Raw genomic sequence first — 14,859 nt, forward strand, 5'->3', positions numbered from 1 at the left:
AGGGTACCTCGCGAAGTCGCTCGATAGGGCTGCAATGACCCGCCCGCGCGACGGTTGCAAGCGCCCCGGCGGCGCGCGAAAGCGCCTCAGCCGTCACGCTCGGCCTCCGGCAGCAGGGGCAGCAGGGCCTCGAGGTCACGCTCGGCGCGGCAGGCGAGATAGCGCGGCTGGCCGTTCGCGTCGGCGAGCGGGAAGGCGGTCAGGCCGATATCGGCATAGACCCTGAGCAACGAGGGCCCCACGGACCAGAAGGCCGGGTCCACCCGGGCGCGCTCGCAGATGTCGCGGAAGCGCCAGATGGCCGAGACGCGGTCCCTCTCCTCCCCGGCCGGGTCGCCGAGCGCAAGCCAGATCCCGTCCCGCTTCACGAACGCGAAGCCGGCGCGGCCGCCCTCGCCCAGCACGGCGCCATCCGCACCGCCCTCCGCGGGCGCTATGGCGCCGAAGGCCGCGAGCCTGTCGCGCAGCGCGGGCGCATAGGGCAGCACAGGCGGCAGGGCGGGCCGGAGCAGCCGCACGGCCGCGGCCAGCAGGAGCACGCCGGCGAGGCCGACCGCGAATCGAAGGAGACCCGGCACCTCCCCGGCCAGGACCAGGCCCCACCAGGACAGGTCGGCATAAACCCCCTGGTAGGCGACGCCCGCGAGCATCAAAGCGCAGATGGCCCCGGCGCCCATCAGGCCGACCGCCTCGGCCGAGAGCGGTTCGGCGCTCAGCCGGGCCCGCCGGTAGAAGGCGGGCCGCACCGTCGCCAGCAGCGCGGCCTGCAGCACGAACAGCGCGGTCAGCCACCAGGGCTCCCCGCGCAGCCAGGTGATCAGCGCGCCATTGGCCAGCAGCAGCATCGTGGCCCACCAGGCGATGGCAAGCCGGCGCACCAGCCCGTAGGCCGCGACCAGCAGCAGCGATCCCACAACGGAGGCGGCGAAGTGGCTGCCCGCCTCCTCGAACATCGCCTGGATGCCCTCGAGGTGGAGGACGCGCGCGGGCAGGGCGCCGATGAAGATGAGCGTCGCCGCTGCCACTACGACCAGCGCCGCCATCGCCGGAACTTCGAAGGAGATGGCGACGCCGCGCTCGGGCGCGATGCGGTCCAGCAGGTGGCGGCGCTGGCTGACCTCGAAGCCGGCGAACATCACCCCGGCCAGGAACAGCGGCGCGATGTAGTAGAACAGGCGAAAGAGCAGAAGCGCGCCGACCACTTCCGGCGCCGGCAGGTAGCCCGCCAGGCCGAACAGGATCGCGCCGTCGAAGACGCCGATGCCCCCCGGCACGTTGGCCGCGATCCCGGCCGTGTAGGCCGCGACGTAGATGCCGAGGAAATGGAGGAACGTCAGCCCCTCGGCCGGCGGCAGCAGGACCCAGAAGATCAGCGCCGTCACGGCGACGTCGGCGCTGGCGAGCAGCGTCTGCGCCAGCGCCATGCGGAAGCCCGGCAGGTCGATCTGGTGGCCGAACAGCCGGAAATGCGGCACGAAGCGCGCGAGCATGATGTAGCCGCCGACGATGAACCACAGCAGCGCGCCCACCGTCTGCATCGCCCAGCGCGGCACGCCGTCGCCGAAGAAGGGCAGCACCTCCGGCTCCACCACCAGCACGAGCCCGCCCAGCGCGAAGCCGCCGAGACCGAAGGTGAGCGAGGTGAAGGCCACGACCTTCGCGATGGCCACGGGCGGCAGGCCCCAGGCCGCATAGAAGCGGTAGCGCACGGCCGCCCCCGACACCGTCGCGAAGCCGAGGTTGTTCGCCAGCGAATAGGCAACGAAGGACGCGAGCGAGGTGCGCGCATAGGACACCGGATACCCCGCATAGACAGATCCCAGTCGGTCATAGGCCGTGAGGATCAGGTAGGCGAGCAGCGTGAAGCCGGCCGCGGCCCAGATCGCCGCGGCCGGCGTTGCATGCACCGCGCCGCGGATGTCCGCCCAGGAGAGGTTGCGGAACTCCCGCTGCACGACGAACAGCGCCGCGGCCAGCAGCAGCAGTCCGAAGAGAGTGGGCCCGTAGCGCTTCGCCAGCGCCAGGGCGCGCCCGCCCGTGGTCACGCGGTGGGCTGCTCCGTCCGCGCCAGCGCCGTCTCGATCAGCCCGATCGTGCCGGCGATGCCGTAGAGCGCCACGAAGCCGCCGAAGCGCGGCCCTTCCTCCTGCCCCAGCAGCACCTGGTACAGCGCGTTGAACCAGCCGCGGGAGACACCCATGCGCCCGTCCTTGCCGGGTTCGAGGAAGGGCTCGCGGCGGCCGGCATCGTAGACCAGGTCCTGGATCGCGCGGGCGCGGTCCTCGGGCGGCATCGCCTCGAGGTCGGTCGCGCGGTCGCGCAGCGCGATCATCAGCGCGGTCAGCGCCTCGCGCTCCGCCTCGCTCGGCATGCGGAAGCGCTTCGTGGGCGCGACGAAGTCCCGGTAGTAGTGGACCGCGTGCTCCACCAGCCGCGCCAGCATGGGCTGCGTCGCGGGCGTCGCGCCCGGCGCGTAGCGCGCGAGGAAGCCCCAGAGGATCGCCGGGTCGTCGGCATTCACCACCGAGGCGAGGTTGAGCAGCATGGCGAAGGAGACCGGCGGCTCGGGGTCGTTCGGCGCCGCGCCGCCATGGATGTGCCACGCGGGCACCGCCGGGTCCGGTGCCACGCGCAGCCGCGCGCGATGCTGCAGGTATTCGTCCACCGCGCGCGGGATCTGGTCGAAATAGAGCCGCTTGGCACGCTGCGGCTGGTTGTACATGAACTGGCTCAGGCTCTCGGGCGGCGCGTAGCGCAGCCATTCCTCGATGGTCAGCCCATTGCCCTTGGACTTGCTGATCTTCTGGCCCTGCTCGTCGAGGAAATGCTCGTAGGTGAACGCCTCGGGCGGATCGGCGCCGAGCACGCGGCAGATGCCGGACGACAGCCGCACGCTGTCGATCAGGTCCTTGCCCGACATTTCGTAGTCGACGCCGAGCGCATACCAGCGCAGCGCCCAGTCCGCCTTCCACTGCGCCTTGCAGTGGCCGCCCGTGATGCGCGTGCCGTGGCGTTCGCCGGTCTCGGGGTCGCGCCACACCAGCAGGTCCTCGGCCGGGCGCACCTCCTCCATCGGCACCTGCATCACGACGCCGGTCGTCGGGTGGATGGGCAGGAAGGGCGAATAGGTGGCGCGACGGTCGGGGCCGAGCGTCGGCAGGATCACGCCGCGCACCTCCTCGTGCTTCTCCGCCATGCGCAGCAGGGCGGCGTCGAAGCGGCCGGAACGGTAGTAGTCGCTGCTCGACGCGAATTCGTAGTCGAAGCCGAAGGCGTCCAGGAACGCCCGCAGCCGGGCGTTGTTGTGGTGCCCGAAGCTCTCATGCGTGCCGAAGGGGTCGGGGATGGCCGTGACCGGCCGGCCAAGATGCCGGGCCAGCATCTCCTTGTTCGGCACGTTGTCCGGCACCTTGCGCAGCCCGTCCATGTCGTCGCTGAAGGCGATCAGGCGGGACGGCCGGCCGGTCAGCATCTCGAAGGCGCGCCGGACCCAGGTGGTGCGCGCCACTTCGCCGAAGGTGCCGATATGCGGCAGGCCCGACGGGCCGTAGCCGGTCTCGAACAGCGCCGATGCCTTGCCGGACTTCGCGACGCGCGCCGCGACCTTGCGCGCCTCCTCGAAGGGCCAGGCGCGGGTGGCGGCAAGATCGGCGGGGGCGGTCGACACGGTCGCATACTCATCCAGACAGGCGGAGGCGCGTTATAGGTGGCCGCGCGCCCGGGCGCGATAGCCGGCCGCGCGCGCGGCCGGCACCATGCCCCGCACGGGGGGCCGCCCTTCCCCGAAGGCATTGGTTCCACGCGGCGCTTGCGCTAAGGAACCCGCCCATTCAACCGTCGAGAAGGACCTGAGGGTCATGCGGGTCGGTATTGTCGGCGCCACCGGTGCGGTGGGCCGCGAGCTTGTGGACGTCCTGGGGCGCCGGGCCTTCCCGGTCACCTCGCTGAGGCTGTTTGCCTCCGCCCGCAGCGCCGGCACGAAAACGACCACGCCCTTCGGCGAGACGGAGATCGAGGAATTCTCCGACGCGAAGATGCGCGACCTCGACCTCGCCCTCCTCGCGGTCTCCGGCGACTTCGCCAAGGCCCATGCGCCCGCGATGGTCGAGGCCGGCGTCACGGTCGTCGACAATTCCTCTGCCTTCCGGCTGCAGGACGACGTGCCGCTGGTGGTGCCCGAGGTGAATGCCGGCGCGATCGGCGGCGCCAGGCTGATCGCCAACCCGAACTGCACCACCGCCATCCTGGTCGTGGCGCTCGAGCCGATCCGCCAGGCCTTCGGGCTCAGGCGCGTCATCGTCTCGACCTACCAGGCGGCCTCCGGCGCCGGGGCCGAGGGCATGGCGGAGCTGGAGCGCGAGACGCGCCGCGTGCTGGTGGACGGCACTGCCGCGCGGCACGACGTGTTCCGCTGGCCGCTCGCCTTCAACGTCATCCCGCAGATCGATGCCTTCCAGCCGAACGGCTACACGCGGGAGGAGATGAAGGTCGCCTGGGAAAGCCGGAAGATCATGGGCCTGCCCGACCTGCCCATCTCCTGCACCGCGGTGCGCATCCCGACCATGCGCGTGCATGCCGAGGCCGTGACCATCGAGACCGAGCGCCCCGTGACGCCGGAAGCGGCGCGCGAGGTGCTGCGCCGCGCCGCCGGCGTGAAGGTGGTGGACGACCCCGAGCACGGCCTCTACCCGATGCCGATCAACGCGACCGGCCAGGACGACGTCGAGGCGGGGCGCATCCGCGCCAACCCGGTGTTCGGCGAGCGGGGGCTCGATTTCTTCCTCTGCGGCGACCAGCTGCTGAAGGGCGCGGCGCTCAACGCGGTGCAGATCGCCGAGCGGCTGCCGATGGTCGCGCGCAAGGCGGCCTGAGGCCGCCCCTCCAGACCTCCCCGGCAGAGGCCGAAGGGCCTTTGCGAACCGTCACCCGGCACCGGGCAGGGGGGCTCGGCACGCCTGTCCGGTCCGCCACGGACGTCGGCGCAAGGTGCCCGAAGCCCGTTTCCCTGGGCGTGTCGGCCTTTGGCTGAGAGAGAGGTCGCGCCTCATCACGCCCCCCCGCGGCCGACCCGCGCGCCTCCGAGGGCAATACCCGACCGGTTGGAATCGCCTGGTCGGATCGCCTGCTCCGAAAAACATATATTCTGGAGTATTTTATGCCCCACCGGACGGATCCGCCCGCGGTTCCGTCCGGTCGGGCGCTGCTCTAGGTTGCCCCATGGCCTCCGCACCGCGACTCCTGCTGCCCGACGTGCCCGCGCTCGTCGCCGGCATCGGCCGCGCCGTACTGCTCTCGGCGGACGGCGAGATCGAAATCCTCGACACTGTCGCGGCTGCCCGGGCGGTGCGCGGCACGGCGCCGATGCTCGTCCATGCCCCGGCCACGGCCCGCCGCCTCGGCCTGCCGGGCTTCGAGGCGGCGCACGACCTGCTCACCCTTCTGGCCTTCTGCCGCCCGGCCGAGCCCTGCGCGCCGACACCGCGCGGCCTGGCGCTTGCCCTCGACCTGCCGCTGCCGAAGGACGACGAGGCCGCCGCCGCCCTGCTGCCCGAGATCGCCACGAGCCTGCTGCGCCACCTGGCCGACACCCGCGCCCTGCCCCGCAACCGCGACGCCGCGGGGCTGGCCGCGCGCATGGGGGAGGCCGGCTGGCCCTGGGCACCCTCGGTCCTCGCCGCCCTCGGTGAGCCACAGGCGAAGCCGGATGCGCGCGCCTACAAGGTCTGGCGCCGCCTGCCGGAATGGGAGGAGGGCGCCCCGCCCCCGCCGCCCTCGGCGTTTCCCGTGGAACCGGCCGAGGCTCGCCGGCGCCTGGCCGAGATCCTGGGCGCCGGCGCCGAGCAGCGCCCGCAGCAGGCCGACTACGCCTCGGCCGCCGCCGCAGCCTTCGCGCCCCGCGAATACCCGGGCGCACCCGCCCTGGTGCTGGCCGAGGCCGGCACCGGCACCGGCAAGACGCTGGGCTACGTGGCGCCCGCCAGCCTCTGGGCCGAGAAGAACGGCGCGCCGGTCTGGATCAGCACCTACACCCGCAACCTGCAGCGCCAGATCGACCAGGAGACCGCGCGCCTGTTCCCGGACCCGGAGGAGCGCCGCCGCCGCGTGGTGCTGCGGAAGGGGCGGGAGAACTACCTCTGCCTGCTGAACCTCGACGACCTGACATCGGCTGGCCCGCCGCCCTACCTGGCGGTCGCGCTCGGCCTCGTCGCCCGCTGGGCGCTGGCGACGCGGGACGGGGACCTGATGGGCGGCGACTTCCCGGGCTGGATCGGGGAATTGTTCGGCCCGGGCGCGGTGCTGCCGCTGGCCGACCGGCGCGGCGAATGCATCCATTCCGCCTGCCCGCACTACAAGGCCTGCTTCGTCGAGCATTCGATCCGCCGCGCCCGGACGGCGCGGATCGTCGTCGCCAACCATGCGCTCGTCATGGTCCAGGCGGCGCTCGGCGGCGGCGAGGACGGCGCGCCGCTCCGGCTCGTGTTCGACGAGGGCCACCACCTGTTCGACGCGGCCGACAGCGCCTTCTCGGCCGACCTCACGGGCGGCGAGATGGCGGAACTCCGCCGCTGGCTGCTGGGGGCCGAGGGCGGCCGGTCCCGCGCGCGCGGCCTCCGGCGGCGCATCGAGGACCTGGCCGGCGAGCGCCCCGACCTGCTCACGCCGCTCGAGGCCGCGCTGCACGCCGCGCGCGCCCTGCCCGTGCCGGGCTGGCCCTCCCGCCTCGCGCACGACCTGCGCGCCGACCCGGACGCGACCCCCAATGCCGCCGAGGCCTATCTCCGCGCCGTGCGCGAGCAGGTCCTGGCCCGCACGCGGGATAAGGCGGAGGCCGGGCTCTACGATTCCGAATGCGACCTGTTTCCCGTCTCGGCGGCATTGCCGGGCGCGGCGGAGGCGCTCGGCCGCGCGCTCGACCGCCTCGGCGAACCGCTGAAGGCGCTGCGGGAACGTCTCGCAGCCCGGCTCGAGGAGGAGGCCGAGACCCTGGAGGTCGCCGACCGCATCCGTATCGAGGCCGCCTGCCGCGCGCTCGACCGCCGCGCGCTGATGCCTATCCAGGCGTGGCAGGGCATGCTTGCCACCCTGCAGGCGGACCCGCCGGAGCCCGGCACGCGGCCGACCTTCGTGGACTGGCTGAGCCTCGAACGCCGCGGCGGCAGCGACACCGATGCGGGCATGCACCGCCACCACCTCGACCCGACGGAGCCCTTCGCGCGGAGCGTCGCGGCGCCGGCGCACGGCGTGCTGATCACCTCCGCCACGCTGCGCGACGAGGCCGAGGCGGAGGACGAGGACCCCGAGGCCGCCTGGCGGGAGGCCGAGGCCCGCACCGGCGCCGCCCACCTGCCCAACCCTGCGATCCGCGCCGCCGTGCCCTCCCCCTTCGACTACGGGGCGCGCACGCGCTGCCTGGTCGTCACGGATGTCGCGAAGGAGGATGCGGGCCAGGTCGCCGCCGCCTTCCAGGCGCTGTTCCTGGCGTCGGGTGGCGGCGGGCTCGGTCTTTTCACCGCCATCCGGCGGCTGCGCGACGTCCATGCCCGCATCGCCGGGCCGCTCGAGCATGCGGGCATCCCGCTCTATGCCCAGCATGTCGATGCCATGGACAACGCGACGCTGGTCGATGTCTTCCGGGCCGAGGAACATGCCTGCCTGCTCGGCACGGATGCGATGCGCGACGGCGTGGACGTGCCGGGCAATTCGCTCCGCCTACTGGTCTTCGACCGCGTGCCCTGGCCGCGCCCGACCATCCTGCACCGGGAGCGGCGCCTGCATCTCTCCGGTGGGCGGCCCAAGGACTACGACGACCGGGTGGCGCGCCACCGGCTGCGCCAGGCCTTCGGGCGGCTGATCCGGAGGGCCGACGACAAGGGGGTCTTCGTGCTGCTCGACCGGTCGGCGCCGTCGCGCCTGCTGCACGGGTTGCCGCCGGGGGTGCTGATCCGCCGCCTCGGCCTCACGCAGGCGGTGGCCGAGACCCGGGGCTTCCTGGCCGAGGCCTGACCCCTTCCGTCCGGCGCCCTGCGGGAGCATTCTCTGCCCCTGAACCATGCGGGAGGAGAAGATCCATGCCCATGACCCTCGACGACTTCGTAGCGCGCGCACGCACGGCGCTCAAGGACCACCCCGGCACGGACGGCCGCCAGATGGTCTGCGACCTGGTGCGGGAAGCCCTGGCCGACCCCGCCTTCGTCGCCGCCAACATCACCGACAGGACGCCCGAGCGGCAGGTGCTCTACGAGGATCCGGAGCTCGGCTTCACCGTGCTGGCCCACGCCTATCACGACGCCAAGACCTCGGGCCCGCACGACCACGGGCCGTCCTGGGCGATCTACGGCCAGGCCGCGGGCGAGACGGTCATGACCGACTGGGAATGCCTGGCGCGACCGAGCGAAGGCACCCCGGGCAAGGCGAAGCGCATCCGCGACTATGCGATGAAGCCCGGCGACGCCTACCTGTACGAGCCCGGCATCCTGCATTCGCCGCGCCGCGACGGACCCACGCGCCTGCTGCGGATCGAGGGCATGAACATGGACCGCGTAAAGCGCCTGCCCTACCAGCCGGTGGACGCCGCGGCCTGATACGGCTGGCGCTATCGCCGGACGTATCAGCGAGCAGGGTTGGTGTGGCGGCTGCGCGCGAAATCAAAGCCATAACAGCGGCCGCGCGACCGCGTGACCAGTCAGGGCGTGCGGCCGCTGGTTTGACGCGCCCCGCCCTCCAGGAAGGGCGCGGCGGCTACGCTGCGGCCTGGTGCTCCGCCACGCGGCGCACCTGGCGCATCACCTGCCGCGACCAGACCACCCCGTCCGGCCTGACCGGCAGCCCCGCCGCCTGCAGCGCCTGCAGCGTCCAGGTGTTGCAGGTGAAGTCGGTGTTGTAGCGCAGCCGCGAGTCGAACAGCTTGCGCCCGCGGAAGAAGCCACCGAGCAGCGACGGGCGCCCGGCGGCGTCGCGCTCCACCTGCTGGCGCACGAAGCGCAGCATGCGCCCGAGGCCCTCCGGCGTCACCTTCACCTCGGCAAGGTCGTCAATCTCGCCGAGATCCTCGGGCCGCGCCGGCTGGCCGCTCACGGCCACGACGCCGGGTGCGTTCATCAGCGCGGCCAGCGCCTCCTCCACGCCGGGGGCGGCGGCGGTCATGAAGACCTTGGCGCCGAAGCCGAAGGTGATGCGCCCGTCGCGCGGCACGATCTCCGACCAGTCCCGCCGCGGCACGGCGTTCAGCCAGTCCTCGCGCGTCGGCGCGTCCAGCATGTGCACCGGCACGCCGATATCCGTGTGCCATTCGCGCGAGACGAGGGTGAGCGGAATGGAGCCCTGCGGCACCGGGCCGAGGTCCGAGATCGGCGCGGGGTCGGCCATGGCGCAGCCCATCGCCGGCGCGGCCAGGGATGCCGCCGCCATCCCTCGCAACAGGGTCCTCCGCGTGGCGCTGGGATGTTGCCTCGACCTCATGCTGCGACCTTGGGTTCGCCACGCGGAACGCTTCGTCCGGACCGGCCAGGCCAGGCCACGCGGCCGCGCAACAGGATACCAGCATTAGAAGTGTTCGACCGCTGACATTCGCTTTTTCGTGCCCTCAGGCGCCGGGCGGCACCCTCCGGGTTCGTTGGCTTTTGTCGGATTTCGGGCGGGCCGCATTCGCGGCTTTGGCACAGTTCAAAGTCTCGCGCCGTTCGCATGGTACGCGGCGCGCGGAGATTTCGCCTGCGTGCCCGGGGGTCGCCGGGCGGCCGGCCTCCGCCGGCCCTGGCTTCGCGGCACCGACGACCGCGACCACTCGAACTGCCGGTCGGGAACTCATCCGCCGGATGCGGGCGGCGCCTCAGGCGCGCGGCAGTCGCCTTGCGGTGGCTTCGGCGCGATAGGCGAGGATGCGCGCCTTGAGCCCCGGGCGCGCCACGGAACGGGCCAGCGCCGCGAGATCGGCCGCGTCCTCGGCACTGCGCGTGCGCCCGTAAAGCGCGGCGACCGTCGCGGGATCGAGGCGCGTTGCCGCCGCGCGCACGGTGCCGAGCGCCTCCTCCAGCGCATCCTCCGCCATCACCTGCGTCGCGAGGCCGAGCCCGCGCGCGCGCTCGGCCGGCAGGGTCTCCCCGGCCAGGAGCAGCCGGCGCGCCGCCCCGGCGCCCACCAGCCCCGCAAGCCGCCCCGTGCCGAGCACTAGCCCGAAGGCTGGGCCGGGGAAGGCGAAGGACGCGCCGTCCAGCGCGATCCGGTGGTCGCAGGCGGCGAAAAGGTCCGCACCTGCGCCGAAGACGCGCCCGCCGGCCACGGCCAGCGTCGTGACGGGCAGGCCATGGATGCGCTGCAGCAGGACTTCGATGCGCAGGATGCGGAGCGCCAGGTCGCCGTCGCTGCATGCGTCGATGTCGGCCAGGTCGAGCCCGGTGCAGAAGTTCCGCCCCTGGCCGCGGAAGACGAGGAGCCGCGCACCGCCGGCCAGCGCGCCCTCCACCGCGTCCTCGATGGCCGCCACCATCGGCGCGTCGATCGCGTTGCCGCGTTCGGGCCGTGCCAGGGTGATGGTGACCGTCTCGCCGTCCCGCGCGACCTCGACCGGCGCGCTCACGCCGTCAGCGCGCCGTCGCGTGCCACGACGCGGCCGCCTGAGACCACGAGCCGGCGCGGCGGTCGCGCGACCACCGCCTCGGCCAGGCTGCGCGCATCCAGCAGCACCAGGTCTGCCCGGGCGCCGGTCTCCAGTCCGTAATCGGCGAAGCCGCAGCCCTTCGCGCCGGCGGCGCTGACGCAGTCGAAGGCGATCGCCACCTCGTCGTCGCGGCGGAAGTTGTTGCGCAGTCCGATCAGCATCGCGCGCTCGAGCATGTCCGGGGAGCCGTAAGGCGTCCAGGTATCGCGGATGCCGTCATTGCCGCCGAAGATCGTGACGCCCGCGGCGCGGCAGGCGGCCACCAGCGGCACGGGGCGCGAGGCCGGCGCCGTGGTTGCGATCGCGACGCCAAGCGCCGCCATGCGCGCCAGCAGCGCGTCGCGGTCGCGTTCGGGAATGTCGCCGAGGCAGAAGGCGTGGCTGACCACGACCCGCCCCTCCATCCCGAGCGCCCGCGTGCGGTCCAGGATCAGGTCGAGCGAGAAGGCGCCCATGGTGCCGGGCTCGTGCAGGTGGATGTCGACCGGCTTGCCGTGCTTCTCCGCCAGGCCGAAGACGATGCCGAGGTGGCGCACCGGGTCGCGCTCGATCGCGCAGGGGTCGAGGCCGCCGACGATGTCCGCGCCCATGGCCAGCGCCGCGTCGAGCAGCGCCTCGGTGCCCTGGCGGCCGAGGATGCCCGATTGCGGGAAGGCGACGACCTGGATCTCCTGCAGCCCGCGCATCGCGTCCCGCGTCGCCAGCACGCCCTCCATGTGCCGCGTGCTGCCGGAGGTGTCGACGTCCACATGGCTGCGGATGCGCGTCGTGCCCGCCGCGAGGAAGGCCCGCGCTATCGCGAGCGAGGCGGCGCCCGCGTCGTGCCCGGTGCGCGCGCGCCATTCGCGCTCGGTGTCGATCTTGTCCTCGATCCGCGGCCCGACCTCGTTCACCAGCCAGTCGGGCAGGTGGAAGGTGGTCTTGTCGAGATGCGTGTGGCCCTCGACGAAGGCGGGCAGCAGCATCAGGCCGCGGCCGTCCTCGACGGGCACGCCGCGAGGCGCCGGGCCGGTGGCGATGCGCCCGCCCAGCACCGTCACGTCGGTCGCGGCGCCGCCCATCGGGCGTACGTTGCGCAGCAGCAGGTCGGTCATGCTCTCTCCAGCACCCAGTCGCGGAACAGGTCGAGGTCGATATTGCCGCCGCAGAGCACGAGCCCGACGCGACGGCCGCGCATCGCGTCATGCTCCTGGAGCAGGGCGGCGAGCGGCGCCGCGCCGGCACCCTCCGCCAGGTTGTGCGTGTCCTGCCAGTAGGCGCGGATGGCGGCCGCGACCTCGTCGTCCGTGACGATCGCGATGCGCGCCGCGCCGCGACGGATGATCGCGAGCGCGGCCGGGTCCGGCACGCGCGTCGCCATACCGTCGGCCCGCGTCGCGGCGCTCGGCGTCGTCACCACCTGCCCCGCCGCGAAGGACAGCGCATAGGATGGCGCGCCGGTGGACTGCACGCCGATGATCTCGGTCGAAAGCCCGAGCAGGTCGCGCGCCAGGATGCAGCCGCAGATGCCCGAGCCGAGCCCGATCGGCACGTACAGCGCGTCGAGCGGCGGGGCGCCCCGGAAGAACTCGAGAGCATAGGTCGCGACGCCGAGCACCAGGTCGCGCGCGAAGGACGGCGCGAATTCCAGGCCCTCGGCGGCGGCGAGGCGCATCGCCTCCTCGCGCGCCGCGTCGAAATCCTCGCCGTGCTCGATGAGGCGCGCGCCGAGCGCGCGCATGGCGGCGTTCTTCTCGGCGCTGTTGCCGCGGGGAACCAGGATGGTCACCGGCACGCCGTGCCGCCGGCCGGCATAGGCCAGCGACTGTCCATGGTTGCCGCGCGTCGCGCTGACGACGCCCTTCACCCCGGGCCGCTCGCGCGCCAGGCGCTCCATATAGACGAGGCCGCCGCGCAGCTTGAAGGCGCCGGTCGGCGTGTGGTTCTCGTGCTTGACCCAGACCTCGGTGCCCGCCCGCAGGGCCAGCAACGGCCAGTCGATCTGCGGCGTGGGCGGGAATGCGCGGTGGACGAGGCGCGCCGCCGCCTCGAGGTCGTCCAGCGTGAACATCGGCGATGCGGCGCGCCGGGATCTCAGACGATCTTCAGGTTGACCGCGGCCGCCTTGCCGCGCTCGTTCTCGACGTCGTAGCTGACCTTCTGGTTCTCGTTGAGGCCGGTGAGGCCCGCCTTCTGCACGGCGGTGATGTGGACGAAGACGTCCTTGCCGCCATCCTGGGGGACGATGAAGCCGAAGCCCTTCGTCGCGTTGAACCACTTCACGGTGCCGATCGCCATGCGATCCTCTCCTTGTCGCCACCGGCGCAGACACTGCGCCGAAATGCCGGCCGGGCCCGGGATCGGCTTGGGGCGACCGGGCATCCGGAGGCACGGCAAGGCGAGGCAAGGATCGGCTGGCCTCTCAATCTGGCGCAGATCGCAAAGGCAGCGTCAATGATGCGCCCGCATCCGCAACGAAATCCAGGCGGGCGGGCAACGAAAAAGGGGGCGGTCCCGAAGGATCGCCCCCAATCCGCTTCCGATCCGCGACGGATCAGAAGTCCATGCCGCCCATGCCGCCCATGTCGCCGCCGCCGCCGCCGGCCGGGGCCGACTGCTTGGCGGGACGCTCGGCGACCATCGCCTCGGTGGTGATCAGCAGCGACGCCACCGAAGCGGCATCCTGCAGCGCCGTGCGCACGACCTTGGTCGGGTCGATGATGCCGGCGGCCACCAGGTCCTTGTACTCGTCCTTCTGCGCGTCGTAGCCGAACACGTAGGTGTCGGAGCGCAGCACTTCACCGGCGACCACCGCGCCGTCCTTGCCGGCGTTCTCGGCGATCTGCTTCAGCGGGGCCTGGATGGCGCGGCGGATGATCTCGATCCCCACCTGCTCATCGTTGTTCAGGCCCTTGAGGCCGGCGAGGTTGGTCGACGCGCGCAGCAGCGCGACGCCGCCGCCCGGGACGATGCCTTCCTCGACCGCGGCGCGGGTCGCATGCAGCGCGTCGTCGACGCGGTCCTTGCGCTCCTTCACCTCGATCTCGGTCGAGCCGCCGACGCGGATGACGGCAACGCCACCGGCCAGCTTCGCCAGGCGCTCCTGCAGCTTCTCGCGGTCGTAGTCCGAGGTGGTCTCCTCGACCTGCGCCTTGATCTGCTCGCAGCGGCCCTGGATGTCCTCCTTCTTGCCGGCGCCCTCGACGATCGTCGTGTTCTCCTTCTCGATCCGCACCTTCTTGGCGCGGCCGAGCATGGCGAGCGTCACGGTCTCGAGCTTGATGCCGAGGTCTTCGCTGATGACCTCGCCGCCCGTCAGGATCGCGATGTCTTCCAGCATCGCCTTGCGGCGATCGCCGAAGCCCGGCGCCTTCACGGCCGCGACCTTGAGGCCGCCGCGCAGCTTGTTGACGACCAGGGTCGCCAGCGCCTCGCCCTCGACGTCCTCGGCGATGATCACCAGCGGACGGCCGGACTGCACCACGCTCTCGAGCAGCGGCAGCATCGGCTGCAGGCCCGACAGCTTCTTCTCGTGGATCAGGATGTACGGGTCATCCATCTCCGCGACCATCTTCTCCGCATTCGTGATGAAGTACGGGGAGACGTAGCCGCGGTCGAACTGCATGCCCTCGACGACGTCGAGCTCGGTCTGGATGCTCTTCGCTTCCTCGACCGTGATCACGCCCTCGTTGCCGACCTTCTCCATCGCCTGCGCGATCATCTCGCCGATCTCGGTCTCGCCGTTGGCGGAGATCGAGCCGACCTGCGCCACTTCGGCGGAGGTCGAGATCTTGCGGGTCTTGGTCTCGAGTTCCTTCACGATCTCGGCCACGGCCTTGTCGATGCCGCGCTTGAGGTCCATCGGGTTCATGCCGGCGGCGACCGCCTTCGCACCCTCGCGGATGATGGCCTGGGCCAGCACGGTCGCGGTGGTGGTGCCGTCGCCGGCCAGGTCGTTCGTCTTCGAGGCCACTTCGCGCACCATCTGGGCGCCCATGTTCTCGAACTTGTCGGCGAGCTCGATCTCCTTCGCGACCGTCACGCCGTCCTTCGTGATGCGGGGCGCACCGAAGGACTTGTCGAGCACGACGTTGCGGCCCTTGGGCCCGAGCGTCACCTTCACCGCGTCGGCCAGGATGTCCACGCCGCGAATCATACGCTCGCGGGCGGAGGCGCCGAACTTCACGTCCTTAGCAGCCATGTGTCTCTACCTCTTGATGTCT

At 72.2% G+C, this 14,859-nt stretch carries 11 protein-coding genes; 3 read left to right on the forward strand and 8 right to left on the reverse strand.

Annotated elements, in window-relative coordinates; all coding sequences use genetic code 11:
• Positions 1-86: 86 nt before the first annotated feature.
• Both E8M80_RS10165 and E8M80_RS10170 read right to left on the reverse strand, forming a co-directional pair.
• The gene (locus E8M80_RS10165) at positions 87-2,045 is read right to left on the reverse strand and encodes a phosphatidylglycerol lysyltransferase domain-containing protein (RefSeq protein WP_240789975.1); all 1,959 of its coding nucleotides are present in this window, start codon (positions 2,043-2,045) and stop codon (positions 87-89) included.
• Positions 2,042-3,667: a lysine--tRNA ligase gene (locus E8M80_RS10170; protein ID WP_137125570.1), complete on the reverse strand. Its 1,626-nt coding sequence runs from the start codon at positions 3,665-3,667 to the stop codon at positions 2,042-2,044. The genes E8M80_RS10165 and E8M80_RS10170 overlap by 4 nt, the downstream gene beginning before the upstream one ends.
• Before the next feature lie 190 nt (positions 3,668-3,857).
• Between E8M80_RS10170 and E8M80_RS10175 the strand changes: the two genes are divergently transcribed.
• The 3 genes from E8M80_RS10175 (at position 3,858) to E8M80_RS10185 (ending at position 8,582) form a co-directional block, all read left to right on the forward strand.
• Positions 3,858-4,871 carry an aspartate-semialdehyde dehydrogenase gene (locus E8M80_RS10175; RefSeq protein ID WP_137125571.1) on the forward strand — a complete coding sequence of 338 codons (1,014 nt, stop codon included), beginning with the start codon at positions 3,858-3,860 and terminating at the stop codon, positions 4,869-4,871.
• Positions 4,872-5,217: 346 nt separating this feature from the next.
• Positions 5,218-8,004, forward strand: a complete 2,787-nt coding sequence (locus tag E8M80_RS10180) for an ATP-dependent DNA helicase (RefSeq protein WP_137125572.1) — start codon at positions 5,218-5,220, stop codon at positions 8,002-8,004.
• Positions 8,005-8,069: 65 nt separating this feature from the next.
• Positions 8,070-8,582 (forward strand): hypothetical protein, encoded by a 513-nt coding sequence (locus tag E8M80_RS10185; protein ID WP_137125573.1) that lies wholly within the window; start codon positions 8,070-8,072, stop codon positions 8,580-8,582.
• A gap of 157 nt (positions 8,583-8,739) precedes the next feature.
• Here the strand turns inward: E8M80_RS10185 and E8M80_RS10190 are convergent, their stop codons facing one another.
• The 6 genes from E8M80_RS10190 to groL form a co-directional block, all read right to left on the reverse strand.
• Positions 8,740-9,408, reverse strand: a complete 669-nt coding sequence (locus tag E8M80_RS10190) for a DUF2459 domain-containing protein (RefSeq protein ID WP_170979317.1) — start codon at positions 9,406-9,408, stop codon at positions 8,740-8,742.
• A 421-nt stretch (positions 9,409-9,829) separates the two neighbouring features.
• The gene (locus tag E8M80_RS10195) at positions 9,830-10,576 is read right to left on the reverse strand and encodes an enoyl-CoA hydratase/isomerase family protein (RefSeq protein ID WP_206035605.1); all 747 of its coding nucleotides are present in this window, start codon (positions 10,574-10,576) and stop codon (positions 9,830-9,832) included.
• Positions 10,573-11,751 carry an amidohydrolase family protein gene (locus E8M80_RS10200; RefSeq protein ID WP_137125575.1) on the reverse strand — a complete coding sequence of 393 codons (1,179 nt, stop codon included), beginning with the start codon at positions 11,749-11,751 and terminating at the stop codon, positions 10,573-10,575. Before E8M80_RS10200 ends, E8M80_RS10195 begins: the two co-directional genes overlap by 4 nt.
• Complete coding sequence (locus E8M80_RS10205) at positions 11,748-12,707, reverse strand: threonine dehydratase (protein ID WP_137125576.1); 960 nt, start codon at positions 12,705-12,707, stop codon at positions 11,748-11,750. Before E8M80_RS10205 ends, E8M80_RS10200 begins: the two co-directional genes overlap by 4 nt.
• A 23-nt stretch (positions 12,708-12,730) precedes the next feature.
• Positions 12,731-12,934, reverse strand: coding sequence for a cold-shock protein (locus E8M80_RS10210; RefSeq protein WP_137125577.1), 204 nt, complete (start codon positions 12,932-12,934; stop codon positions 12,731-12,733).
• 256 nt (positions 12,935-13,190) lie between these two features.
• Positions 13,191-14,837 (reverse strand): chaperonin GroEL, encoded by a 1,647-nt coding sequence (gene groL / locus E8M80_RS10215; protein WP_137125578.1) that lies wholly within the window; start codon positions 14,835-14,837, stop codon positions 13,191-13,193.
• Between the last annotated feature and the right edge of the window lie 22 nt (positions 14,838-14,859).

Source organism: Roseomonas sp. HF4 (genome assembly GCF_005222755.1).
In the GTDB taxonomy this organism is placed as follows: Bacteria; Pseudomonadota; Alphaproteobacteria; order Acetobacterales; family Acetobacteraceae; genus Neoroseomonas.

Bases quoted from the DNA above. Each gene is read 5' to 3' on its own strand.
- E8M80_RS10175 (WP_137125571.1), top strand. From the start codon at position 3,858: ATGCGGGTCGGTATTGTCGGCGCCACCGGTGCGGTGGGCCGCGAGCTT.
- E8M80_RS10180 (WP_137125572.1), top strand. From the start codon at position 5,218: ATGGCCTCCGCACCGCGACTCCTGCTGCCCGACGTGCCCGCGCTCGTC.
- E8M80_RS10185 (WP_137125573.1), top strand. From the start codon at position 8,070: ATGCCCATGACCCTCGACGACTTCGTAGCGCGCGCACGCACGGCGCTC.
- E8M80_RS10190 (WP_170979317.1), bottom strand. From the start codon at position 9,408: ATGGCGGCGGCATCCCTGGCCGCGCCGGCGATGGGCTGCGCCATGGCC.
- E8M80_RS10200 (WP_137125575.1), bottom strand. From the start codon at position 11,751: ATGACCGACCTGCTGCTGCGCAACGTACGCCCGATGGGCGGCGCCGCG.
- E8M80_RS10205 (WP_137125576.1), bottom strand. From the start codon at position 12,707: ATGTTCACGCTGGACGACCTCGAGGCGGCGGCGCGCCTCGTCCACCGC.
- E8M80_RS10210 (WP_137125577.1), bottom strand. From the start codon at position 12,934: ATGGCGATCGGCACCGTGAAGTGGTTCAACGCGACGAAGGGCTTCGGC.
- groL (WP_137125578.1), bottom strand. From the start codon at position 14,837: ATGGCTGCTAAGGACGTGAAGTTCGGCGCCTCCGCCCGCGAGCGTATG.